At 73.2% G+C, this 22,189-nt stretch carries 18 protein-coding genes and 1 pseudogene; 12 read left to right on the top strand and 7 right to left on the bottom strand.

The annotated features are described in order from the left end of the window. Positions 1-257: 257 nt before the first annotated feature. From ACZ6NC_RS09775 to ACZ6NC_RS09760, 4 genes and pseudogenes are all read left to right on the top strand, one after another. Positions 258-1,148: a biotin--[acetyl-CoA-carboxylase] ligase gene (locus ACZ6NC_RS09775; RefSeq protein ID WP_465730792.1), complete on the top strand. Its 891-nt coding sequence runs from the start codon at positions 258-260 to the stop codon at positions 1,146-1,148. 196 nt (positions 1,149-1,344) lie between these two features. Further along, positions 1,345-2,469 carry an adenylate/guanylate cyclase domain-containing protein gene (locus ACZ6NC_RS09770; protein ID WP_465730790.1) on the top strand — a complete coding sequence of 375 codons (1,125 nt, stop codon included), beginning with the start codon at positions 1,345-1,347 and terminating at the stop codon, positions 2,467-2,469. A 332-nt stretch (positions 2,470-2,801) separates the two neighbouring features. After that, a pseudogene (locus ACZ6NC_RS09765) lies at positions 2,802-3,938 on the top strand (GGDEF domain-containing protein); the annotation flags it as partial. 751 nt (positions 3,939-4,689) lie between these two features. Continuing rightward, complete coding sequence (locus ACZ6NC_RS09760) at positions 4,690-5,058, top strand: hypothetical protein (protein ID WP_465730788.1); 369 nt, start codon at positions 4,690-4,692, stop codon at positions 5,056-5,058. Here ACZ6NC_RS09760 and ACZ6NC_RS09755 read toward each other — a convergent pair. Beyond that, the gene (locus ACZ6NC_RS09755) at positions 5,055-5,666 is read right to left on the bottom strand and encodes a TetR/AcrR family transcriptional regulator (protein ID WP_465730786.1); all 612 of its coding nucleotides are present in this window, start codon (positions 5,664-5,666) and stop codon (positions 5,055-5,057) included. The two genes, ACZ6NC_RS09760 and ACZ6NC_RS09755, sit on opposite strands and share 4 nt — an antisense overlap. Positions 5,667-5,819: 153 nt before the next feature. Between ACZ6NC_RS09755 and ACZ6NC_RS09750 the strand changes: the two genes are divergently transcribed. Then, positions 5,820-6,983 carry a macrolide family glycosyltransferase gene (locus tag ACZ6NC_RS09750; protein ID WP_465731005.1) on the top strand — a complete coding sequence of 388 codons (1,164 nt, stop codon included), beginning with the start codon at positions 5,820-5,822 and terminating at the stop codon, positions 6,981-6,983. 67 nt (positions 6,984-7,050) lie between these two features. On the opposite strand, the gene ACZ6NC_RS09745 is transcribed toward ACZ6NC_RS09750, so the two are convergent. Next, positions 7,051-7,896, bottom strand: a complete 846-nt coding sequence (locus ACZ6NC_RS09745) for an alpha/beta fold hydrolase (RefSeq protein WP_465730784.1) — start codon at positions 7,894-7,896, stop codon at positions 7,051-7,053. A gap of 133 nt (positions 7,897-8,029) precedes the next feature. Between ACZ6NC_RS09745 and ACZ6NC_RS09740 the strand changes: the two genes are divergently transcribed. Then, positions 8,030-8,512, top strand: a complete 483-nt coding sequence (locus ACZ6NC_RS09740) for a MarR family transcriptional regulator (protein WP_465730782.1) — start codon at positions 8,030-8,032, stop codon at positions 8,510-8,512. A gap of 95 nt (positions 8,513-8,607) precedes the next feature. Here the strand turns inward: ACZ6NC_RS09740 and ACZ6NC_RS09735 are convergent, their stop codons facing one another. Together ACZ6NC_RS09735 and fdhD are read right to left on the bottom strand one after the other, a co-directional pair. Beyond that, positions 8,608-11,706 carry an NACHT domain-containing protein gene (locus tag ACZ6NC_RS09735; protein ID WP_465730780.1) on the bottom strand — a complete coding sequence of 1,033 codons (3,099 nt, stop codon included), beginning with the start codon at positions 11,704-11,706 and terminating at the stop codon, positions 8,608-8,610. A gap of 419 nt (positions 11,707-12,125) precedes the next feature. Then, positions 12,126-12,971: a formate dehydrogenase accessory sulfurtransferase FdhD gene (gene fdhD, locus ACZ6NC_RS09730; protein WP_465730778.1), complete on the bottom strand. Its 846-nt coding sequence runs from the start codon at positions 12,969-12,971 to the stop codon at positions 12,126-12,128. Between the two features lie 156 nt (positions 12,972-13,127). Here fdhD and hutH point away from each other — a divergent pair, with 156 nt between their 5' ends. Next, on the top strand, positions 13,128-14,705 hold the full coding sequence (hutH, locus tag ACZ6NC_RS09725; RefSeq protein ID WP_465730776.1) for a histidine ammonia-lyase: 1,578 nt from the start codon (positions 13,128-13,130) through the stop codon (positions 14,703-14,705). Positions 14,706-14,732: 27 nt separating this feature from the next. On the opposite strand, the gene ACZ6NC_RS09720 is transcribed toward hutH, so the two are convergent. Further along, entirely contained in the window at positions 14,733-15,161 is a 429-nt protein-coding gene (locus ACZ6NC_RS09720; RefSeq protein ID WP_465730774.1) for a hypothetical protein, read from the bottom strand. Between the two features lie 222 nt (positions 15,162-15,383). Here ACZ6NC_RS09720 and ACZ6NC_RS09715 point away from each other — a divergent pair, with 222 nt between their 5' ends. Beyond that, positions 15,384-16,253 (top strand): MurR/RpiR family transcriptional regulator, encoded by an 870-nt coding sequence (locus tag ACZ6NC_RS09715; RefSeq protein WP_465730772.1) that lies wholly within the window; start codon positions 15,384-15,386, stop codon positions 16,251-16,253. Between the two features lie 95 nt (positions 16,254-16,348). Here the strand turns inward: ACZ6NC_RS09715 and ACZ6NC_RS09710 are convergent, their stop codons facing one another. After that, positions 16,349-16,828: an SRPBCC family protein gene (locus ACZ6NC_RS09710; protein ID WP_465730770.1), complete on the bottom strand. Its 480-nt coding sequence runs from the start codon at positions 16,826-16,828 to the stop codon at positions 16,349-16,351. Positions 16,829-16,931: 103 nt separating this feature from the next. Here ACZ6NC_RS09710 and ACZ6NC_RS09705 point away from each other — a divergent pair, with 103 nt between their 5' ends. Further along, positions 16,932-17,258, top strand: coding sequence for a hypothetical protein (locus tag ACZ6NC_RS09705; protein WP_465730768.1), 327 nt, complete (start codon positions 16,932-16,934; stop codon positions 17,256-17,258). 7 nt (positions 17,259-17,265) lie between these two features. On the opposite strand, the gene ACZ6NC_RS09700 is transcribed toward ACZ6NC_RS09705, so the two are convergent. Further along, a complete protein-coding gene (locus ACZ6NC_RS09700) occupies positions 17,266-17,649 on the bottom strand; it encodes a Uma2 family endonuclease (RefSeq protein ID WP_465731003.1) in 384 nt (127 codons plus the stop codon). A 127-nt stretch (positions 17,650-17,776) separates the two neighbouring features. On the opposite strand from ACZ6NC_RS09700, the gene hutU reads away from it, so the two are divergent. Genes hutU through ACZ6NC_RS09685 form a run of 3 tightly spaced genes read left to right on the top strand, consistent with a single transcriptional unit; the run spans position 17,777 to position 22,010 of the window. Next, positions 17,777-19,447, top strand: a complete 1,671-nt coding sequence (gene hutU, locus ACZ6NC_RS09695) for a urocanate hydratase (RefSeq protein WP_465730766.1) — start codon at positions 17,777-17,779, stop codon at positions 19,445-19,447. A 20-nt stretch (positions 19,448-19,467) separates the two neighbouring features. Further along, complete coding sequence (locus ACZ6NC_RS09690; RefSeq protein WP_465731002.1) at positions 19,468-20,670, top strand: allantoate amidohydrolase; 1,203 nt, start codon at positions 19,468-19,470, stop codon at positions 20,668-20,670. Next, the gene (locus ACZ6NC_RS09685; RefSeq protein WP_465730764.1) at positions 20,661-22,010 is read left to right on the top strand and encodes a formimidoylglutamate deiminase; all 1,350 of its coding nucleotides are present in this window, start codon (positions 20,661-20,663) and stop codon (positions 22,008-22,010) included. Before ACZ6NC_RS09690 ends, ACZ6NC_RS09685 begins: the two co-directional genes overlap by 10 nt. Positions 22,011-22,189: the final 179 nt, after the last annotated feature.

Below are 22,189 nucleotides of genomic sequence, written 5' to 3'. Positions count from 1 at the left end.
GCGATTTTGCGGGGGGGGTTGGGGGTGGTGTAGGGCTTTTTGGTCGTCGGGTGTTCTCCCCCGGGTCCGTGGCCCGAGCTTTGGGGGGGGGGGGGGGGGCGGGGGGGGGGCCCCCCCCACGAGGGCAGGGCGGCGCAACGAACTACCGTCGAGTAGCGTAGCCAGCGCGCAGGGTTTCCCGTTATGGCCAGCGACACAGTGTGTTAACGCTCGTTCTGCGGGACGATAAGGCGGCCTACGCCTCTAGTCTCGTCGCCATGACCTCAGACACCCCCCGTCGTAGTGGACTGCGCGGCTTCGGCCACGCCGGGCCGTCGCCCTGGACCGACCTGGACCGGCCGCCGCTGGACGCCGAGGCGCTGCGCCGTGACCTGGTGCTGCCGGGCGGGTTCTGGACCTCGCTGGACGTCGTCACCGAGACCGGCTCCACCAACAGCGACCTGGCCGCGCGTGCCAAGGAGGGCGCGCCGCAGGGCGCCGTGCTGGTCGCCGAGGCGCAGAGCGCCGGGCGCGGGCGGCTGGAGCGGCAGTGGACGGCGCCGGCCCGTTCCGGTCTCTTCCTCTCCGTCCTGCTTCGCCCGGACGAGGTACCCGTCGAGCGGTACGGCTGGTTGCCGATCCTGGTCGGCGTCGCCGCCGCCGGCACGCTGAGCCGGGTCGCCGAGGTCGAGGTCGGCCTGAAGTGGCCCAACGACCTCCAGGTCGGGATCGGCGGCACGGAGCGCAAGCTCGGCGGCATCCTGACCGAGCTGAGCGGCGGCGCGGTCGTCGCGGGCCTGGGCGTCAACGTCTCGCTGCGGGAGGGCGAGCTGCCCGTCCCCACCGCCGCCTCGCTGGCCCTGGCCGGCGCCGCCGTGACCGACCGGGCCACCCTGCTGCGCGCGCTGCTGCGCGAGTTCGCCGACCTCTACACGGAGTGGACGGCCGCCGCCGGCGACCCGCACGCCAGCGGCCTGCTGCGCGCGTACGCGGACCGCTGCACCACCCTCGGTCGGGAGGTCAGGGTCTACCTGCCCGGTGACCGGGAGCTGCTCGGCGAGGCGGTGGCGGTGGACGGTGACGGCCGGCTGGTGGTTCGCACCCCCGATGGCGCCCGGCGCGCGGTGGGCGCGGGCGATGTCGTGCACGTGCGCCCCGAGCCGAGCTGAGCGGGACCGGCCGACCGGACTCGCCGGGCGGGACTCTTCACCTCCCCTTGACTCGGGCGGATGCCCCGGATCGCGCGATTCCGTGCGAACATTCCACCTGGCAGCAGTGTGAGGCGCGCCACTGCCCGCCGGGTGGCGGGCGCGCCCGGACAGGCAGGACACGAGGCAAGTGCGGCAACCGCACGGGGACGGACCGGTGGCAGAGGACGGCAGCAGCGGCGGAACGGCGGGCAGCCACGACCAGACGGTCGCGCTCGACCTGGAACGCCTGATCCTGGACGCACCACGCCGCTACACCCCGTACCAGGCCGCGCGCGCCGCAGACGTCCCGATGGAGCTGGCGACCCGCTTCTGGCGGGCGATGGGCTTCCCGGACATCGGGCAGTCCCGGGCGCTCACCGACGGCGACGTGATCGCGTTGCGCCGGCTGGCCGGGCTGGTGGAGTCGGGCCTGCTCAGCGAGTCGATGGCGATCCAGGTGGCGCGGTCGACCGGGCAGACCACCGCCCGGCTGGCGGGCTGGCAGATGGACACCTTCCTGGAGAACCTCACCCAGTCCGTCGAACCCGGCCTGACCCGTGCCGAGGTGGCGTACCCGCTGGTCGAGCTCCTGCTGCCGGAGCTGGAGCAGTTCCTGGTCTACGTCTGGCGCCGGCAGCTGGCCGCCGTCACCGGTCGGGTGGTGCAGGCCGCCGAGGACACCGAGATCACCAGCGGCCGGCTCGCCGTCGGCTTCGCCGACCTGGTGGGCTTCACCCGGCTCTCCCGCCGGCTGGAGGAGGAGGAGCTCGGCGAGCTGGTCGAGACCTTCGAGAACACCTGCTCCGACCTGATCGCCGGCCAGGGCGGCCGGGTGATCAAGACCCTCGGCGACGAGATCCTCTACGTCTCCGAGGACCCGGCCACCGCCGCCGAGATCGCGCTCTCCCTGATCGAGGCGCTGGCCGAGGACGACTCCATCCCCGCGCTGCGGGTCGGCATGGCCTTCGGCACCGTCACCTCCCGGATGGGCGACGTCTTCGGCACCACCGTCAACCTGGCCAGCCGGCTCACCTCGATCGCGCCCAAGGACGCGGTGCTGATCGACGGCGAATTCGCCACCGCACTGGAGCAGAACGGCAGCGTCGCCCCGGCTGACGCGGACGGGCCGGGCCTCGCCGACGCGTTGTCGGCGGCCGCCGGACTGCCCGCCTCCGGCCTGCCGGTGCCCGGGCCGGACGCCGGCCACCGGTTCAACCTCCAGCCGATGTGGCGCCGCCCGGTGCGCGGGCTCGGGCTGGTCGAGCCGTGGCTGCTGTCGCGGCGCCAGCGTTCGGAGTAGCGCGCGCCCGCGGTGTGACGGCGGTGCCCGGCCTGGGTGGCCGAACGGTTGAAACCCGTACGGCCGCGCGGATCCTTCCCGGCAAACGGGGCATAACCGAACGAAACCGCCATAGTCTTGGTGCAAGCGGCCGTCCGGGTGCAGCTTCTCAGCGGGCTCGGGCCCCGGCGGGGCGCCTCGGGGGGCCGAGCAGGACCGAGCACAGGGAGCGAGGCGAGCCGGTGAGCAGTGAGGCGATCATGACGGACCGCGGCTGCGACTACGACCGGCCGCAGCCGCCGGCCGCAGCCACCGACCGGCGGCTGAAGTCCGTGGTCGAGCTCGCCCAGGACATGGCGGGTGCCCTCACCCCGCTGGAGGCCGTCCGGGCGGCCGCCGCCCGTGCCACCGAGGCGCTCGGTGCCACCATGGCCGCGGTCTCGGTCTGGGACCGCGAGTCCGGGCGGCTGCGGGTGCTGGTCAACCACGGGGAGCTGGCGCCGGGGGAGGAGGAGCTGCCGGAGGACGAGTCCTACCCGGTCGCCGACTTCCCCGAGATCGTCACGTACCTGGAGGAGCGCTGGACCACCGGTCGCCTCCCGCGCGCCTGGCTGCAGAGCGCCGAGAGCTCCGAGCCGCACGCCGGGCACTCGCATCCCACCGCCGGCGCGTACTGCCAGGAGCGCGCCGCGGCGCTGCGCCGGCGCGGACGGGCCTGCTGCGTGGTCGCCCCGATCGTGCTGCACGGGCAGGCCTGGGGCGAGCTGTACCTGGCCCGGACCGTCGGTGTGCCCGAGTTCACCGAGGCCGACGCCGACTACGCCACCCTGCTGGCCGCGCAGATCTCGGCCGGCCTCGCCCAGACCGAGCGCCTCGCCGACCTGCGCAAACTCGCCTTCTCCGACCCGCTCACCGGCCTGGCCAACCGGCGTGCGGTGGACGCCCGGCTGGAGGGCGCGCTGGAGGCGCACAACCGGGACAACACCGTCGTCTCGCTGGTGGTCTGCGACGTCAACGGCCTCAAGCGGGTCAACGACCAGCTCGGCCACGAGATGGGCGACCGGCTGCTCGAACGCTTCGCCCACCAGCTGTCGCTGGCCGCCGCCAAGCTGCCCGGCAGCCTCGCCGCCCGGCTCGGCGGCGACGAGTTCTGCCTGCTGGTCGAGGGGCAGAAGGCGGACGAGGTGGTCGCCGTCGCCGAGGAGCTGTGCGCGCGGGCCCTCGCGCTCGCCGAGGGTGAGGGAGTCGCCTGCGGGGTCGCCTCCACAGGGGACTCGATCGGCCCGGTCACCACGGCCGACCGGCTCTTCCGGCTCGCCGACGCCGCCCAGTACCGGGCCAAGGCCGCGCGCGCCGCCCACCCTGTGGTCGCCGGGCGCAGCCACGGCCCCGGCTTCTCGCCCGACCCGACCGTGCTGCTCGCCGACGCCGCCGACCCGCACCACCGGGCCGATGCCCGGGGTCGCGGCGGCGGCCGGGCCGGGGCCGGCGACCGGCGGCGGTTCCGCGGGGCCGCGCACAGCGCCGACCCTGGCCAGCTGCTCACCGCCGTGCTCACCGCTCTCGACCAGCACGGCTCCGTCCGCTCCGTCCACCCCGCCGACACCATCGGCAAACTGGCCGTGGTCGCGGAGACCTCGGCCCGGCTGCTGGATGCGGTCGGCTGGTGGATCTCCTACGTGGCGCCCGGTTCGCACCTGATGCGGACGGCGCAGCACGCCGTCTACCGGATGACCAGCGGGCCCAGCAGCAGCCGGGCGGAGACCCAGCGGGCGCAGATCGAGGCCCCGGACGCCGTCTTCGACCTGCGGCACTACCCGATGACCCGGCAGGCCGTCCGCGGCGACGCCTTCGCCCTGCGGGCCGGTTCGGCGGGCAACGACCCGGCCGAGGAGGCCATGCTGGTCGTCTCCGGCTACCGCGGCATGGTCGCCGCCGGCGGCCAGAACGCGGCGGGCGGCTGGCTGGTCGAGCTCTTCGCCGACGACGCCACTCTGCCGCTGGGCCAGGCCGCCAGCGCCATGCGCGCCCTGGTCGCCGTCGCCCTCTCCGGCCCGGCCTCGCCGCCGCCGGGCTGAGCCTCGCGGGGTGCGGGGTTGTGCCGGTTCGGTGACCGGTCTGTTCCGAGCGGGTCGCGGTCCGGTGCGGGGAGCGCCAGAGGGTTGGGCGCGGGCGGGCGGGCGTGGGATGGTGTCCGCGGTCGGCGGGCCATGGGGGTCGGCCGGATCGGGGGTTCACACCATGCGTGCTCGTCTGACGAGCCTCGTCCTCTCCGCCGTGCTCGCGTTCGGCGGTGCCGCGCTCGCCGCCGCACCGGCGGCCTCGGCCGCCCAGGCCGCGCCGCGCGCCGCCGCGGTGAGCACCGCCGTCCAGGGAGCTCCGGCCGCGGCTCCGGCTGCCGCGCCGGCCGCGGCCCCGGCCGCCGGGGTGGCGGCCGACCGGCACGACAGCACCCAGCTGGCCGGGTCCAAGGACAAGTCGAAGAAAAAGAAGAAGAAGGGCTTCTTCAGCAAGATCATCGGCCTGGTCGTCGGTGTCGTGGTGGTGCTGGCGATCATTGCGGTGATCATCGCGGTGGTCGTGATGATCCGCCGCCGCAACCGCGGCTAGCTGTCGCCCCCCGAGGCTCCGAGTGCGCGCAGGACCGCCTCCACGAGGCGGTCCGCGTACGCGTGGTCGAGCGGACCGAGGCCGTGCAGCCAGCGGTAGTACATCGGGCCGTAGAGCAGTTCGACGGCGAGGTCGAGGTCGGCGTCGGCGGCGATCCGGCCGGCCGCGCGGGCGCTGCGCAGGCGCTCGCGGGTGACCTCCAGCAGCGGGTCCATCAGGCGTTCGCGGTACTCGCGGAGCAGTGCCGGGTCGAGCAGGTACTCGGAGATCAGGCCGCGGCCGGTGTTGTCGAAGGCGGGGTCCACGAGCTGGTCGGCGGTCGGCCGCAGGACGGCCCGCAGGTCGGCGGAGAGGTCGCCGGTGTCGGGCAGGGCGAGGCTGCCGGAGGCGTCCTCGTTGGCGGCCTGGAAGGCGTCGAAGACCACCGCGCCCTTCGAGGGCCACCAGCGGTAGATGGTCTGCTTGCCGACGCCGGCGCGGGCGGCGATCGCCTCGATGGTGAGCTTGGCGAAGCCGACCTCGGCGACCAGTTCGGCGGCGGCGGCGAGGACGGCCTGGCGGGAGCGCTCGCTGCGGCGGGCGGGGTCGGGTGTGCTGCTGCGGGTCATGGCTCCATTCTAGGCCGATGACGAAACGGTACGTCTCGTCTTGACATCCCGCGAGGGGCGCCCTCATGCTGGACAGGCTGCGAGACGGATCGTCTCGTCTCTTGTCGCCCGCCCGCTCCTGGAGGACACGTGACCCGCCCCGCCCACATCGCCATGGTCTCCATCCCGGCGCACGGCCACGTCAACCCCAGCCTGGCGGTGATCCGCGAACTCGTCGCCCGGGGCCACCGCGTCAGCTACGTCAACGACCCGTCCTTCGCGGCCGCCGTCGAGTCCACGGGGGCGACGCTCGTCCCGTACGAGACGGTGCTGCCGCTCACCGAGGACTCCCACGTCTGGCTGCAGGACCCGGTGGCGATCCAGAACCTCTTCCTGGACGACGCCGCCGCGATGCTCCCCGTGCTGCGGGCCGCCTTCGCCGACGACCGGCCCGACCTCGTCCTCTACGACATCGCCGGGTACGCGGGCCGGGTGCTGGCCGAGGACTGGGGCGTGCCGGTCCTCCAGCTCTCGTCGACCTACGTCGCCTGGGAGGGTTTCGAGCAGGACATGGCCGGGATGTACGAGGCGCTGCACAACGGGCCCGGCGGTGCCGCGTACTACCGGCGGTTCGCCGACTGGCTGGTCGCGAACGGCGCCACCGAGCAGGACCCGGACGCGTTCCAGGGCAGGCCCGGGCATGCGCTCGCCCTCGTGCCGCGCGCGCTGCAGCCACATGCCGACCGGGTCGACCCCGCGCGGTACACCTTCGTCGGCCCGTGCGCCGACGACCGTGCGCACCAGGGCGGCTGGGAGCGGCCGGCCGGTGCCGGGAGGGTGCTGCTGGTCTCGCTCGGCTCGGCGTTCACCCACCAGCCGGCGTTCTACCGCGAGTGCGTGAAGGCCTTCGGCGACCTGCCCGGCTGGCACGTCGTGCTGCAGATCGGCCGGCACACCGATCCGGCCGGGCTGGGCGAGGTGCCGGCCAACATCGAGGTGCACCCGTGGGTGCCGCAGCTCTCCGTGCTGGCGCAGGCGGACGCCTTCGTCACCCATGCCGGCATGGGGGGTGCGAGCGAGGGCCTCCAGGCCGGGGTGCCGATGATCGCGGTGCCGCAGGCCGCCGACCAGTTCAGCAACGCGGACCGGCTGGTGGAGCTGGGCGTCGCGCGCCGCCTGGACACCGGGCAGGCGACGGCGGACGCGCTGCGCGCCGCGCTGCTGGAGCTGGTCGATGACCCGGAGGTGGCGAAGCGGCTCGACGCGCTCCGCGCCGAGGCGCTGGCCGAGGGGGGCACGGCCCGCGCGGCCGACCTGATCGAGGCCCGGCTGGGCTGAGGCCGGTTGTGCCGACGCCGGGTCGGGCCGGCGCGCGGTCGGCCCCGGCCTTCCGCCGCCCCGGGGCTCAGCCGGCCTGAACCGCGGCGGTCAGCACCTCGTCGAGCCGCGCCGCGAACGCCCGGGGGTGCGTCAGGTTGCCGTTGTGGCCGCCGGGGAGGCGGGTGAGGTCCGTGCCGAGCCGCCCGGCCAGCACCTCGGCGCAGCGGTAGCTGTAGACCGTCGGGTCGGTGATCTCCCCGACGGCGGGCACCACCCGGGTCGGCCCGGCGGCGAGCGCGTCGGCCCCGGCGGTCCCGAAGGTGCTCCGGCGCAGGGTGGTCAGGTCGTGGGCGAGGAAGGCCGTGAAGTCGGCCGCGCGCTCCGGGCCGAACGGCTGCGGACGGACCTCGGGCTCGCGCTCCTGGCGGGCCGGGTCGATCCCGGTGGCCGTCATCACCCCGCGCAGCGCCGCCTGCCAGCCGTCCCGGTGGAACACCTCCTGGATGCCGGCCAGCGCGTCGAGCGTCCCGGTGCACTCCTCGGCCGGCAGCAGGCGCGGTGCGGCCGGCTCGTGGGCGATCAGGGTGCTCAGCTGCCCGGGGTGGTCCTGGGCGAGCTGGAGCCCGATGAGCCCGCCGAAGCTGCAGCCGAGCATCAGGGCGGGCCGGTCGGTGACGGCCGCGAGCAGCCGGTGGGCGTCGTCGGCGTGCTCGGTGACGGTCGGGGTGCGGCCCGGCTCGTCGAGGGTGCTGCGGGAGATGCCGCGCCGGTCGTACGTCACCACGGTGTACCGGTCGGCCAGGCGGGCCACCAGGTCGGCGCTGCGGTCGGCGTTGCCCTCGCCGCTCTGGGCGATCAGCAGGACCGGGCCGGCGCCCTGGACCTGGTAGTGGATGCGGGCGCCGGCGGTGGTGAGCAGTGCGGTGGTCATGGCTGGGTTCCCTCCCCTGGGGCGGCCGGGTGGCCGCCGTCGGCTTCTGGACTCCAATCTAAAGCATCTTTTTCGATGCATCAAGAGAGATGAATCTTTTTTGATGCATCTCTTCTGATGTACCTTGGGCCTCATGAACGGAGTCGAACTGCTGCTGCTCGGCCGGACGCTGGCGAAGATCGGCGAGGAGGCCATCCCGACCGAGGGGCTCGGCAAGCGCGCCACCGGCGTCAGGGCGGTCGTCGTCGTCATGAGCGACATCTACGAGCATCCGGACAGCGCCGTCGGCGAGATCGCCGCGCGCACCGGCCTGCCGCAGAGCCAGGTCTCCGCGGCCGTCGCCCGGCTCCGGGAGGCCGGGTCGATCGTCACCGAGGCCGACCCCCGGGACCGCCGCCGGCTGCTCGCCCGCCGCGCCCCCGAGCTCTCCGCCCGCCGGGCCGAGGTGGCCGCCGCGCCCGTCGACGGCGCGTTGGCGCGGGCGCTCGGCACGGACAACCCGGCGGAGCTGGCCGAGGTGCTGGCGGCGCTGGAGGTGCTCGCCCGGCGGCTCACGCCCGCCTCGCTGCGGCGGCTGCGGGCGGAGGCGGAGCCAGAGGCGAGGGCGGAGGTGTAGCAGGAGAGCCGGAACCGGAACGATGGGAGGGCCGGGCGGTCAGTTGGTCACGCGTTCCGGTGGTGCGAGCGACCTCACGGGCGGGGCGAGCGGCTTCACGGGCGGGGCGTGTGTGTGCGATCCGCCATCTGTCCCCAGAACTCCCGAAGTTCCTTGCAGGTCATCCCCTGCCAGGGTGCGCGCTTGCGGGTCAGCGCGTAGAACCTGCCCCGGCGCCAGCGCAGCAGGGCCTGCTGCTGGAGGCAGAACACCTCGCGCAGCTCGGCGCGGGGGAGGGCGCCCTTGGGTGGGTAGGGGCAGAGCTCGAACGGGCAGTTCCGCAGACAGGTGTTGCCGGGTTCGGCGATGCGCGCCATGCCGACGGTCCGTTTCGGCTGCAACGGCGACCGGTCCTTGGTCAGGCAGGGGGGTAGCGTGTTGCGGGTGGACCGGACGAGCCGGCTCTCGATCAGGTCCGGGTCGCCGTCGCGCTCGGTGAGGTTGAGCAACAGCAGGACGTCGGCGAGCAGTTGCTGCGCTCGGGGGTCCAGGGTGGACCATCCGACGGACGGCGGAATCCAGAGGTTGTGCTTGCGGAAGAAGCGCGGGTCGCCCGAGACGGAGCCGACCTTCTCCATGGCGCCCTTCTCGTCGATCCAGATGTACTGCTCGGGTCGGCCGGTCTCCAGGGCCAGCTCGGCCAGGTCGGCGGCCCGGGACACGAAGGGGTGCAACCGCTCGCCACGGCGGGACTGATCCTCCTCGCGGCGGTCGGCGGGCGCTCGCTCGCTGCCGACCAGCTTGAGCCAGCGCTCCACGGCGTCGTGTGGATCGGCGGTCGGGCGGTGGCTGTTGCCGCGGTCGGCATCGTCGCCGTTCGACGTGGTGGCTGCGGAGCGGCCGAGGCGGTCGGGCAGCTCCCAGAGGCAGAGCGCGTGAATCAGGGTGAGCTGGGCGAACCAGTAGCGCGACCGGGACAGCATGGTCTCGGCCTTCTCGATCAGCAGTTCGCGAGTGTCGTCGGTGGTGTCGGGGTGTCGCCGGCGGCGGTTGGCCGCGCTCTTGAAGCCCTGGGCGAGGGCGACCTCGAAGGAGAGCGGCAGGTCGGCGCGGCCGCCGGGGCAACTGGCCGGATCGAGGTGCTTGAGCCAGAAGTCCAGTCGACCGGCCGCCTCGTTGCGACGCTCAAGGCCGACCGATCCGACGATCATGGGCACGACCGAGGCCCGGGTGGCGAACTGGCGCCAGATCTCCAGCCTGCTCTTGCCGATCCAGCCCGCCTGCTTTCGGTGGGCGGCCAGTGTGGCGTCGGTTTGTCCTGGCTGGCTCAGGTCGTTGCTGAGCTTCTGGGAACGCTCGTCCTGCTGCTTGAGCTGCGCGCGGTACTGGTCCAGTGGATCGGCCGACGTGTTGCCGGCGGGGTTGAAGTAGGCGCGTAGCGCGTCGAAAGCCGCGTCGCCGCCGGCGCCCACCTCCTGGGTGATCGCCAGCCGCAGTGCATAGGACTTCTCCGAGAACGCCAGCCTCAGGAAGTCCTCGTAATCAGGTGACGGCCCGTCCTCGGGCCACCGCTTGAGGCTCTGCAGTCTGGCGATCTCACGCAGGACTTCGCCGTAGCGGTGGATCAGGCGCTCTCTGGCCTCGTCCAGGCTTCGGTGGTCGTCCAGCTCGATGAGCGGCCACCGGCGGTAGAGGTGGTAGCTGATCTCCCGGTGGATGGAGACCCGCTCGTCCGGTACGGCGGCCTGGGCGTGGAGATCGACCTCCAGGGCCGCTGCATAGAGGTCGAGGGCCTTGGAGTCGGACCGGTTGTTGGCGGCCTCCAGGAGCGTGCCCGGGATTCCCCCGGTGCACTCCGCGGTGTTCCGGCAGGAGCGGAGGATCAGGCCGATCAACAGCTCGCGACCGAGGTCGTCGCTGTTGATCGCGGCCTTGAGCTGGTCCTCCCCCACCACGTCGAGGAACGAGGAACCGAGGTAGGCCTGGATGATGCTGTGGGGGAAGCAGACCCCATCGCCGCGAGCCTCCACTAGACCCAGTTGTTCGCCTCGGGACGCGTGCAGGGCGAACAGGGCCGGGCACTTCTGCAGGTCGACACCGGCTGCGAGGTTGCTTAGCTGCGCCTGGAGGTTCTCGGCCGCTTTGATCAGGGAGTCCACCCCCGCGAGCCGTTTTTCCGGTTCTAGCAGCTCGTCGTACCGTACCTCCAGGTGGTCTCGCAGGAGGCCGAGGGCCGCCAGTGCGGAGAGCACTGTGACGGTCGTACGCCGTTCGCTCCTGGTCAGGGCGACGTCCTCGTACAGATGGCCTCTGAGAAGCGCCTCCCGCCAGGTGTCCAGCAGGGCCAGCCGCAGCGTCGAGCGGTCGCGGCTGCGGGTGTCGAGCGGCTTCGAGCCCTTGGCGCTCACCAGGTGTTCGAGCAGGTGCTGTCTGTTCAGCTCCTGTGTGATCTCCATGTAGAGCGGGGATTCGCTCACCACGGCGGTTTCGACGATCCAGTCCAGCCGGTGGGTGTCCGGCTCCGGATCGTCCCGGGCCAGGAAGCTGAGGGCGGCCTCCTCGGAGAGCGGTTCGAGGTCGATGATCGAGGCGTAGGTCTCCTCCAGCGGGGCGTGTGGCCGGGAGGCGATCACGAGTGGGAGGTTCTGCCGCTCGGCGCGGTCGATGGCGCCACGGATGACGTTGTCGCGGTCCCGCTTCTGGCTGCCGGTGGTGAGTGCCTCCTCCAGGCCGTCTGCGAGAACCACGGCGCGGCCGTCCTTGCAGAGCTGACGCCAGACCTTGGCGCTCTGCTCCGAGGAGAGGAACGCTCCGGGATCGGACTCCTCGGAGAACGTCTGCATCGCCATCTCCCGGAAGTCCAGGGGGACTTGGGTGTCAGCCTTGCGGAGTCTGATCGGGACCGGGACCTGGCCCTGCTTGGCGAGCAGCTGGGTGAGCTGGATGAGCACGGCCGTCTTGCCGGAGCCCACACCGCCCACCAGGATGTACGGGCGCCGGTTCTGATGGTCGCCCAGTGAGCGGCAGATCACCTGGCACAGCTGTTCCCGGCCGACGATTCGCTTGACCGGCATGCCGGTCGGTGCCACCAGCCGCTGCGGCCGGTGTTTGGCCTTGCGTACGATCGGCCGGTTGATCTTCCACTGCCGGTAGAACACGAAGACCGTCGTCGCCAGGGCGAGGGACAGGAACGGGGTCGCGAACCCGAGGACCACGCCACAGGCGCCCCCGGTGGCGCTGCAGCGCGTTTCGATGGGACCTTTACTGCCTCGCGTGATGATGAAGGCCGAATATCCGACGAACGCGAGGAAGAGTACGGCGGGTACGAACGTGAGGTATCTCCGGACGGGTGCCCAGGTGATCCGGTACCGGACCCGTACGACCTTGCGGCGGGAGATCCACCGGAGCCGGAAGGCGCGTAAGGTCCGTCGGAGCCGATGGTGGAGCCGGCGGCCCGCGTGGCGCGCTCGTACCAGACGCGGCGTGCGGCGTGGCCTGACCTTGCCCCCCGGTTGTCGCGCGACGGTGGTCATGGGTATCACGACTTTTCGAATGAGCGGGGTTCGTCGCACAAGAAGTCGATATACGAACCAGTCGGGTCGGGCTGATCCGAAGAGTCCATTCCATCGAATCACTACGGCGCGCTGTTGGGTACCCGTTCGGCGATCCGGTCCGGGCGGGTGTAGACGTTGGCGCCCTCGCCGCGCAGGAAGCCGACCAGGGTCAGGCCCAGCTCCTCGGCGAGGTCCACCGCGAGCGAGGACGGCGCCGAGACGGCCGCCAGCAGCGGGATGCCCGCCAGCGCGGCCTTCTGGGTCAGCTCGAACGACGCCCGGCCGCTGACCAGCAGGACGTGCCCGGCCAGTGGCAGCAGGCCCGCGCGCAGTGCCCAGCCGACCACCTTGTCCACCGCGTTGTGCCGGCCGACGTCCTCGCGGGCGCAGAGCAGCTCGCCGGTCGTGCCGTCGAACAGCCCGGCCGCGTGCAGTCCGCCCGTCGACTCGAAGGTGCGCTGGGCGGCCCGCAGCTGGTCCGGCAGCCCGTACAGCAGCGCGGGCGGGACGGTCAGCGGGTCGTCCGCGACCGGGTGGCGGACGTGGGTGCGGACGGCGTCCACGGTGTCCCGGCCGCAGAGGCCGCAGGCGCTGGTGGTGAGCAGGTTGCGGTGGGCGGAGAGCGGAACGGCGCCGGCGCCGCGCAGCGTCGCGTCCACCACGTTGTAGGTGTTGGCACCGGCCTCGTCCGTCCCGGCGCAGTAGCGCAGCGCGCCGAGCTCCTCCGCCGTGTGCACCAGGCCCTCGCCGACCAGGAAGCCGGCCACCAGGTCGAAGTCCTGTCCGGGGGTCCGCATGGTCACGGTGAGCGGCTCGCCGCCGAGCCGGATCTCCAGCGGCTCCTCCGCCGCCAGCGCGTCCGGCCGCGTACTGCGCGCGTCCCCCCGCAGCCGCACCACCCGCCGTCGTGCCGTCGCCCGCGTCATCGCCCCGCCACCTCCGTACCGTCCGTCACCCCCACAGCGTGCGCCACGGGCCGGGGTAACCGAAAATCCTGCTGACGGGCGCAGGGCCCGTGGCGGCCGAATGGCCCAGGACGGTTGTCATATCTCCATTCACCTGATGTGATGGTGTATATGGATATGCACAGTGCTGCGGCCCCCCACGCGCCGCTCGTCCAGGTCGGCAAGGCCGACGTCACTGCCGAGGACGTGCTGGCCGTCGCCCGGGGCAACGCCAAGATCGAGATCGGCCCGGACGCGCTCGCCGAGATGGCGGCCGCGCGCGCCCGGATCGACGCCCTCGCCGCCGAGCCGCGCCCCGTCTACGGCGTCTCCACCGGCTTCGGTGCGCTCGCCGTCCGGCACATCAGCCCCGAGCTGCGCGCCCAGCTCCAGCGCTCGCTGGTGCGCTCGCACGCCGCCGGAATGGGCCCGGCGGTGGAGCGCGAGGTGGTCCGCGCGCTGATGTTCCTGCGGATGAAGACGCTGGCCTCCGGCCGGACCGGCGTTCGCCCCCTCGTCGCCCAGACCATGGCCGCCATCCTCAACGCCGGCATCACCCCGGTGGTCCGCGAGTTCGGCTCGCTCGGCTGCTCCGGCGACCTCGCGCCGCTCTCGCACTGCGCGCTGGTGCTGATGGGCGAAGGCGTGGCGACCGGCCCCGACGGCGTCGAGAAGCCCGCCGGCGAGCTGCTCGCCGCGGCCGGCATCGAGCCCGTCGAGCTGCTGGAGAAGGAGGGCCTGGCCCTCATCAACGGCACCGACGGCATGCTCGGCATGCTGGTGATGGCCATCTCCGACCTCCAGCGCCTGTTCACCACCGCCGACATCACCGCCGCGATGACCCTTGAGGCGCTGCTCGGCACCGACAAGGTGCTCGCCCCCGAGCTGCACGCCCCGATCCGCCCGCACCCCGGCCAGGCGCTCTCCGCCGCCAACATGCTGGCCGTCCTCAAGGACTCCGGCCTCACCGGCCACCACCAGGACGACGCGCCGCGCGTCCAGGACGCCTACTCGATCCGCTGCGCCCCGCAGGTCGCCGGCGCCGGCCGCGACACCCTGGCCCACGCCGCTCTGGTCGCCTCCCGCGAGCTGGCCGCCTCCGTCGACAACCCGGTGGTGCTGCCGGACGGCCGGGTCGAGTCCAACGGCAACTTCCACGGCGCCCCGGTCGCGTACGTGCTGGACTTCCTCGCCATCGCCGCCGCCGACCTCGGTTCGATCTCCGAGCGCCGCACCGACCGGCTGCTCGACAAGGCCCGCTCGCACGGCCTGCCGGCCTTCCTGGCCGACGACCCGGGCGTGGACTCCGGCCTGATGATCGCCCAGTACACCCAGGCGGCGCTGGTCAGCGAGAACAAGCGGCTCGCGGTGCCGGCCTCGGTCGACTCGATCCCGTCCTCGGCGATGCAGGAGGACCACGTCTCGATGGGCTGGTCCGCCGCCCGCAAGCTGCGCCAGGCGGTCGAGAACCTCGGCCGGATCCTCGCCGTCGAGCTGACCGCCGCCTCGCGCGCGCTGGAGATCCGCCAGCAGGCCGACGCCAGCGGCACGGTGGCCCCCGCCACCGCCGCCGCCATGGCGGCCGCCCGGGAGGCCGGGGTCGGCGGCGCCGGCCGCGACCGCTTCCTCTCGCCGGACCTGGAGGCCGCCGCCGCGCTGGTCGCCTCCGGCGCGCTGGTGCAGGCGGTCCAGCAGGTCACCGGGCCGCTCGCCTGAGCCGTGGTCGTCGTGGGGCGGGTGGGCTCAGTCCCACTCGCCCCGCGACGACTTCGACCGGCGCTCGTCCCGCCGGTCGCCCAGCGCGGCCGCGACGTTGACCCCGACGATGCCCGTCCAGCAGACCAGCAGCCCCGCGAAGCCGGTGAAGCCGTTGGTGCCGCCGTTGGTCGCGATGGCGGTCAGCGGGATGCCGAGGGCCAGCGAGATCACCGCGAGCCGGGAGCCGGGGCGGCCGAACCCGCGCGGGCGGTGGTGGCGGTGTGCGGGTGAGTAGTCGTCCAGCCGCTCCGAGATCCGGCGCTCCACCCGGGCGTCGAGCCGGGCGTCCAGCCGGGCGTCGAGCCGGGTCAGGAACGAGTCGACCAGCTCCGACTCGTACTCCTTGCCCAGCTCCTTGCGGGCCTGCAGGGTGGCGTCGAGGTCGCGCCGCAGTTCGTCCTGGCGAGTGTCCATGGCGCCAAGCCTGGGCCCGCGGTACCCCGCGGGTCCATCCGTTCGCGCCGTAATCGGGGCGGACTCAGGGGGAAATCAGGGTCACCCCGAGACGCCTCCGCAGGCCCGTTCCACCCCTCGGGACGTCTCATCGGGCGTCCCGGCGTACGAGACGTCTTTGCCAGCCGCGGCGCGCTGCTGCACAGTCGTCGTCCGAACAGCTCGCACCCGGAGGTACTGCTGATGACCGCCACCGACGACACCGGCACGGTCGGCCCCTCCGCCCGGCTGCTCCAGCTCTTCGAGGGCCACCGGCTCACCCCCACCCAGCGCCGGATCGCCCACTCGCTGGTCAGGCACGCCACCGAGGCCCCGTTCCTCTCCAGCGTCGAGGTCGCCGAACTGGCCGGGGTCAGCCAGCCCTCCGTCACCCGCTTCGCGGTGGCGCTCGGCTACGACGGCTACCCGGCGCTGCGCAAGCAGCTGCGCGAACTGGGCGCGGGTGAGCCGGTCGCGCCGGAGACCCCGGCCGACGCCGTCCGCAACGAGCACCAGCAGGCCGTCCTCGCCGAGATCGAGCACCTGCGCCACCTCGCCGAACTCCTCGCCGACCCCGAGCCGATCACCCGCGCCGCCCGCCTCCTCGCCGCCTCCCGCCCGCTGCCCGTCCTCGGCCTGCGGGCCGCCTCCGCGCAGGCCCGCGGCTTCGCCTACTTCGCGGCCAAGGTGCACCCCGACATCCGGCTGCTCGACGAGGGCGGCAGCATGCTCGCCGACCGGCTCGAACAGGCCGCCTCGGCCGGCGCCAGCGCCCTGCTCTGCTTCGCACTGCCGCGCTACCCGCGCGAGCTGATGGACGCCCTGGCGGTGGCCCGGGAGTGCGGGCTGACCGTCCTCACCGTCGCCGACAGCGCCTTCGCGCCGGTGGCCAAGCTCTCCGACCTGATGCTGCCGGCCGCCGTCGGCACCGGCCTGGTCTTCGACACCGCCTGCGCGCCGATGATGCTCGGCCGGGTGCTGCTGCAGACCATGTGTGACGAACTCCCCGGCGCCGAGGCCCGGTTGGAGGCGATCGAGCAGGCGGCGGCGGCGCGAGGGCTCTTCTTGGAATAGGCACAGCCTGGAATAGACACAGCCGGGAATAGGCACAGCCTGGAACGGGCGCCGCCCGGGGAGGGCGGGCCCCGGACGGCGCCGTCCGGTCCGGGTCAGGCCGCGAGCGCCTGCCGGATCCGGGCCAGGGTGGCGCGCATGCCCGCCCGGTTGACCTCGGTCCGCCGGGCGGGACCGGTCCCGGCGAAGACCGTCCCGAGCAACTCGGCGAACGGGCCCGTCCGGCCGGTCCGCAGGTCGCGCCAGTACTCGGTGACGATCGTCCCGCCGTCGCCGTCCGGCTCGAAACGGTAGCCCCACAGGGCGATCGGCAGCCCGAACGCGCCCACCCGGAAGGCGAATTCGCGGTCCTGGTCGGCGGTCGTCACCCGGCAGGTGGTGAACCAGAGGAACGGACCCCGGCGGTTGAACCCGACGAACCGCTCACCTGCCCGGAGCGCGCCCCGGCGCGCCCACACCGCCCGGCACTCCGGGCTCCACTCGCCCATCCTGCGGACGTCGCTGACGGCCCGGTAGGCCGCGGCCGGCCCGGCCGCCACCGTGACGCTCTCCTCGATGCTCCGGACGCGGTCCATCCGACTCCCTCCCTCGACTGCGGCTCTTCCCCGCGGCAGTGACCGTACCGGCACGTTGCCGATCCGCCCAGAGTGGGAATGATTCAGCCCAGGGGGTACTGCCATGCGCGTGATCCACGAGATGAAGTTCGTCGGCCGGCTCGCCTCCGGCGCCGACGAATGGTCCTGCCCCGCCTGCGGACGCCGCGTCACCCTGCGCCGTCTGCCCGATCCCGAACTCACCGTCCTCGACCCGGGGGACGAGAGCGCCGTGCATGTCGGCGTCATCGAACCCGACGCCGGCACGGCCGCCGCCGAGAAGTACGGCCTGGGCCCGGTCCAGGAGATTCCCCGCCCGCCCCGCCCCCCGGCCGCGGCCGGCCCCGACGCCGACGACCGCCGCTGGCTCGCCGAGATCGGCATCGACTGGGACGGCGACGCGGCGGCGTGACGTGCGCTCAGCGCCTCGGGGCGTACAGCGGCAGCTCGTCGGTGCGCAGCTCCGGCGGCAGGGGTGCGGCGAGCGGGACGGGCTCGCCGTACTTGCCGTGCGGTACGCCCTGGTATGCGCCGTCGCGCGGGTGGGTGTAGAGCGTCCAGACGCCCGTGCGGGGGTCGACCGAGAGCAGCACGGCCACCCCGGCGATCGCGTACCACTCGGCCTCGATGCCGCCGGCGCGCTCGGTGCTGGAGATCACCTCCACGGCCAGTGCGACGTCGCGCGGGTCGGCCAACCAGTCGTCGTCGTCCTCCCAGTCGGTGGGGAGGACGACGAGATCGGGTGTGGCGTAGTCCTCTGCTCCTTGGCACTGGGCCGAGTGGCTGGTGTTCGCCGGGTTCAGGGTAGCGCTCGGTGGTCGAGCGTGCGGGCGCTGATCGGATGGGTCCGAGGTCTGGCCGAGGGCTGAATGATTGGATATATTCAGCCGAGTCGAGCTTGAATGAATTCATCCGCAGAGAGGCCGGGACATGGTGCAGCAGCAGGCGAGCGGGCCGCGTGAGGTGCGTGCGGCGCGGGGGACGGGGCTGACGACGCAGGGGTGGCAGCAGGAGGCGGCCCTGCGGATGTTGATGAACAACCTCGATCCGGAGGTGGCCGAGCACCCGTCGAAGCTGGTGGTCTACGGCGGCACCGGCAAGGCGGCGCGGGACTGGCGGTCGTTCGACGCCATGGTGCGCACGCTGCAGACGCTGAAGCAGGACGAGACCATGCTGGTCCAGTCCGGGCGGCCGGTCGGCGTCATGCAGACGCACGAGTGGGCGCCGCGGGTGCTGATCGCCAACTCCAACCTGGTCGGCGACTGGGCCAACTGGGAGGAGTTCCGCCGGCTGGAGAGCCTCGGGCTCACCATGTACGGGCAGATGACCGCCGGGTCGTGGATCTACATCGGCACCCAGGGCATCCTGCAGGGCACCTACGAGACCTTCGCGGCCGTCGCCAACAAGCGGTTCGAGGGCACCCTGGCGGGGACGATCACCCTCACCGCCGGCCTCGGCGGGATGGGCGGCGCCCAGCCGCTGGCCGTCACCATGAACGGCGGCGTGGCGATCTGTATCGACTGCGACCCGTCCCGGATCTCCCGCCGGATCGAGCACCGCTACCTGGACGTCGAGGCCAAGAACCTCGCCCATGCGCTGGAGCTGGCCACCGCCGCCCGCGACAAGAAGCAGCCGCTCTCCATCGGCCTGCTGGGCAACGCCGCCGAGCTCTTCCCGCAGCTGCTCGCGATGGACGCGCCGATCGACATCGTCACCGACCAGACCAGCGCCCACGACCCGCTGAGCTACCTGCCGGTGGGTGTCGCCTTCGACGACATGGCGACGTACGCGGCCGAGAAGCCCGCCGAGTTCACCCAGCGCTCGCGCGAGTCGATGGCCAAGCACGTCGAGGCGATGGTCGGCTTCATGGACGCCGGCGCCGAGGTGTTCGACTACGGCAACTCGATCCGCGGCGAGGCCCAGCTGGCCGGCTACGACCGCGCCTTCGCCTTCCCCGGCTTCGTCCCGGCGTACATCCGGCCGCTGTTCTGCGAGGGCAAGGGCCCGTTCCGCTGGGCGGCGCTCTCCGGCGACCCGCAGGACATCGCCAAGACCGACAAGGCCGTGCTCGACCTCTTCCCGGAGAACGAGTCGCTGCACCGCTGGATCAAGATGGCCCAGGAGAAGGTGCACTTCCAGGGCCTGCCCGCGCGCATCTGCTGGCTCGGCTACGGCGAGCGCGACAAGGCCGGCGAGCGGTTCAACGACATGGTCGCCTCCGGTGAGCTGTCCGCCCCGATCGTCATCGGCCGTGACCACCTGGACTGCGGCTCGGTCGCCTCCCCGTACCGGGAGACCGAGGCGATGCTCGACGGCTCCGACGCGATCGCCGACTGGCCGCTGCTCAACGCCATGGTCAACGTCGCCTCCGGCGCGTCCTGGGTCTCCATCCACCACGGCGGCGGCGTCGGCATCGGCCGCTCGATCCACGCCGGCCAGGTCACGGTGGCCGACGGCACCGCGCTGGCCGGCGAGAAGATCCGCCGGGTGCTCACCAACGACCCGGGCATGGGCGTCATCCGGCACGTCGACGCCGGCTACGACCGGGCCGACGAGGTCGCCGCCGAGCGCGGCGTGCGCATCCCCATGGGTGAGCTGTGACCTCCGACAGCTTCGAACGGATGTGGGCGGAGCTGCTCCCCGTGGGCCGCTCCGCCGCGTCCGGCGGCTACCGCCGCTTCGCCTGGAACTCCGCCGACGCCGAGTGCCGGGCCTGGTTCGAGGAGCAGGCCCGCAAGCGCGGCCTGACCTACGAGCTGGACCGCAACGGCAACCAGTGGGCCTGGCTGGGCGACCCGGCCGCCGGCGGCGCGGTCGTCACCGGCTCGCACCTGGACTCCGTCCCGGATGGCGGCGCCTACGACGGCCCGCTCGGCGTGGTCTCCTCCTTCGCCGCCCTGGACGAGCTGCGCGGCAGGAAGGCGGAGCTCACCCGGCCGCTGGCGATCGTCAACTTCGGCGACGAGGAGGGCGCCCGGTTCGGCGTGGCCTGCATCGGCTCCCGGCTCAGCGCCGGCGTGCTCGGCAGGGAGGCCGCGTACGAACTGCGCGACGCCGACGGCGTCCGGCTGCCCGACGCGATGGAGAAGGCCGGCTACGACCCGGCCGCGATCGGCGCGGACGGCGACCGGCTGGCCCGGATCGGCGCCTTCGTCGAACTCCACGTCGAGCAGGGCCGCTCCCTGGCCGAGGACCAGCCGGTCGGCGTGGCCAGCGCGATCTGGCCGCACGGTCGCTGGCGGTTCGACTTCCACGGCGAGGCCAACCACGCCGGCACCACCCGGATCGAGGACCGCCGCGACCCGATGCTGACCTACGCCAACACCGTGCTCGCCGCGCGGAAGAAGGCGAAGCTGGCGGGCGCCCTGGCCACCTTCGGCAAGGTTGCCGTCGAGCCCAACGGAACCAACGCGATCGCCTCGCTGGTCCGCGGCTGGCTGGACTCCCGGGCCGCCGACGAGGCGACGCTCACCGCGCTGGTCGAGGAGATCGAGCGGGCCGCTTACGAGCGCGGCGATCGAGACGGCGTCCGGGTCGAGCTGACCCGCGAGTCCTACACCCCGGTGGTGGACTTCGACGGGCCGCTGCGCGACCGGCTCGCCCGGCGTCTCAACAGGGACAGGGCCCTCGCCGGTGTGCCGATCCTGCCCACCGGCGCGGGACACGACGCCGGAATCCTGGCATCGGCGATCCCGACCGCCATGCTGTTCGTACGTAACCCGAGCGGCGTCTCGCACTCCCCGGCCGAGCACGCCGAGACGGCCGACTGCCTGGCCGGAGTCGCCGCCCTCGCCGACGTACTGGAGGACCTGGCGTGTCAGTAACCTACTGGGCGCAGTACGCCTGGCTGCCGCACGTCAACGGGCCGGTGGTCGAGCAGGACGTGCTGATCGCCACCGGGCCCGGCGGCCGGATCGCCAAGGTGACGCCGGACAGCGGGCCCTGCCCGCCCGGCGCCGTCCGGCTGGAGGGGCTGCTGCTGCCCGGCCAGGCGAACGCCCATTCGCACGCCTTCCACCGGGCGTTGCGCGGCAACGTCCAGGTCGGCTCCGGCACCTTCTGGACGTGGCGCGACACCATGTACCGGTTCGCCACCGCGCTCGACCCGGACAGCTACCTGGCGCTCGCCACCGCCGTCTACGCCGAGATGGCACTCGCCGGGATCACCGCGGTGGGGGAGTTCCACTACCTGCACCACGCGCCCGGCGGCGTCCGCTACGACGACCCGAACGCGATGGGCGAGGCGCTGATCGAGGCCGCCGCCCGGGCCGGCATCCGGATCACCCTGCTGGACACCTGCTACCTGTCCTCCGGCTTCGGCGCCGAGCCGACCAAGCCGCAGCGCCGGTTCAGCGACGGGGACGCCGACGCCTGGGCCGAGCGCGCCGACGGGCTCAAGCCGCGCGAGCACGCCCGGATCGGCGCCGCCATCCACTCGGTGCGGGCGGTACCGGCCGAGCAGCTCGGCACCGTCGCGCACTGGTCGGCGATGCGCAAGGCCCCGCTGCACGTCCACCTCTCCGAGCAGACCGCCGAGAACGACGCCTGCCTCACCGCGCACGGCGTCACCCCGACCCGGCTGCTCGCCGACCACGGCGCACTCGGCCCGCGCACCTCGGCGGTGCACGCCACCCACCTCACCGATGAGGACATCAAGCTCCTCACCGACACCTCCACCACCATCTGCATGTGCCCCACCACCGAACGGGACCTCGCGGACGGCATTGGCCCGGCCCGCCAGCTGGCCTCGGCCGGCTGCCCGGTCACCCTCGGCAGCGACAGCCATGCCGTCATCGACCCGTTCGAGGAGGCCCGCGCGCTGGAGCTGGACGAGCGGCTGCGCACCCGCACCCGCGGCCACTGGACGGCCAACGCGCTGCTGCGGGCCGGCACCGAGGACGGTCACGCCTCGCTCGGCTGGCCGGAGGCCGGGCGGATCGAGGCCGGCTCGCTGGCCGACTTCACCGTGATCGCGCTGGACTCGGTGCGCACCGCCGGGCCGCCGCCCCGGCTCGGCGCGGAGATCGCGGTGTTCGCGGCCTCCGCCGCCGACGTGCGGCACGTGGTGGTCGGCGGCCGGCACGTGGTCAGGGACGGGGCGCACCAGCTGGTGCCGGACGTCCCGGGCGCGCTGCATTCCGCGATCGCCGCGCTGAGCTGCTGAGCCGCTGAGCTGCTGAGCCGTCGAGCCGTCGAGTCGGCGAGCTGCTGAAGTCCCTGTTACTCCCGGGGGCGGGGGGGGGGGTGGGGCCGCATCGGCCCCAGGTTCACCCCTTCATGGGGGGGGCCACGTGAGCCAACCCAACAACCCACAGAGAACAGGCACAGCTCGCACCCCCGTTA

The sequence above is a fragment of the Kitasatospora sp. NPDC041988 genome, from assembly GCF_055588525.1.
The sequence above is the reverse complement of the archived record's forward strand: the minus strand, read 5'-3'. Positions and strand labels throughout refer to the sequence as shown.

What these genes read in the sequence shown, in the direction of transcription:
- ACZ6NC_RS09720 (WP_465730774.1), bottom strand. Translation starts at nt 15,161, where the DNA reads ATGGACACTCGCCAGGACGAACTGCGGCGCGACCTCGACGCCACCCTG.
- ACZ6NC_RS09745 (WP_465730784.1), bottom strand. Translation starts at nt 7,896, where the DNA reads ATGACCACCGCACTGCTCACCACCGCCGGCGCCCGCATCCACTACCAG.
- ACZ6NC_RS09740 (WP_465730782.1), top strand. Translation starts at nt 8,030, where the DNA reads ATGAACGGAGTCGAACTGCTGCTGCTCGGCCGGACGCTGGCGAAGATC.
- ACZ6NC_RS09755 (WP_465730786.1), bottom strand. Translation starts at nt 5,666, where the DNA reads ATGACCCGCAGCAGCACACCCGACCCCGCCCGCCGCAGCGAGCGCTCC.
- ACZ6NC_RS09690 (WP_465731002.1), top strand. Translation starts at nt 19,468, where the DNA reads ATGTGGGCGGAGCTGCTCCCCGTGGGCCGCTCCGCCGCGTCCGGCGGC.
- ACZ6NC_RS09775 (WP_465730792.1), top strand. Translation starts at nt 258, where the DNA reads ATGACCTCAGACACCCCCCGTCGTAGTGGACTGCGCGGCTTCGGCCAC.
- ACZ6NC_RS09715 (WP_465730772.1), top strand. Translation starts at nt 15,384, where the DNA reads ATGACCGCCACCGACGACACCGGCACGGTCGGCCCCTCCGCCCGGCTG.
- ACZ6NC_RS09705 (WP_465730768.1), top strand. Translation starts at nt 16,932, where the DNA reads ATGCGCGTGATCCACGAGATGAAGTTCGTCGGCCGGCTCGCCTCCGGC.
- ACZ6NC_RS09750 (WP_465731005.1), top strand. Translation starts at nt 5,820, where the DNA reads ATGGTCTCCATCCCGGCGCACGGCCACGTCAACCCCAGCCTGGCGGTG.
- hutU (WP_465730766.1), top strand. Translation starts at nt 17,777, where the DNA reads ATGGTGCAGCAGCAGGCGAGCGGGCCGCGTGAGGTGCGTGCGGCGCGG.
- hutH (WP_465730776.1), top strand. Translation starts at nt 13,128, where the DNA reads ATGCACAGTGCTGCGGCCCCCCACGCGCCGCTCGTCCAGGTCGGCAAG.
- ACZ6NC_RS09760 (WP_465730788.1), top strand. Translation starts at nt 4,690, where the DNA reads ATGCGTGCTCGTCTGACGAGCCTCGTCCTCTCCGCCGTGCTCGCGTTC.
- fdhD (WP_465730778.1), bottom strand. Translation starts at nt 12,971, where the DNA reads ATGACGCGGGCGACGGCACGACGGCGGGTGGTGCGGCTGCGGGGGGAC.
- ACZ6NC_RS09710 (WP_465730770.1), bottom strand. Translation starts at nt 16,828, where the DNA reads ATGGACCGCGTCCGGAGCATCGAGGAGAGCGTCACGGTGGCGGCCGGG.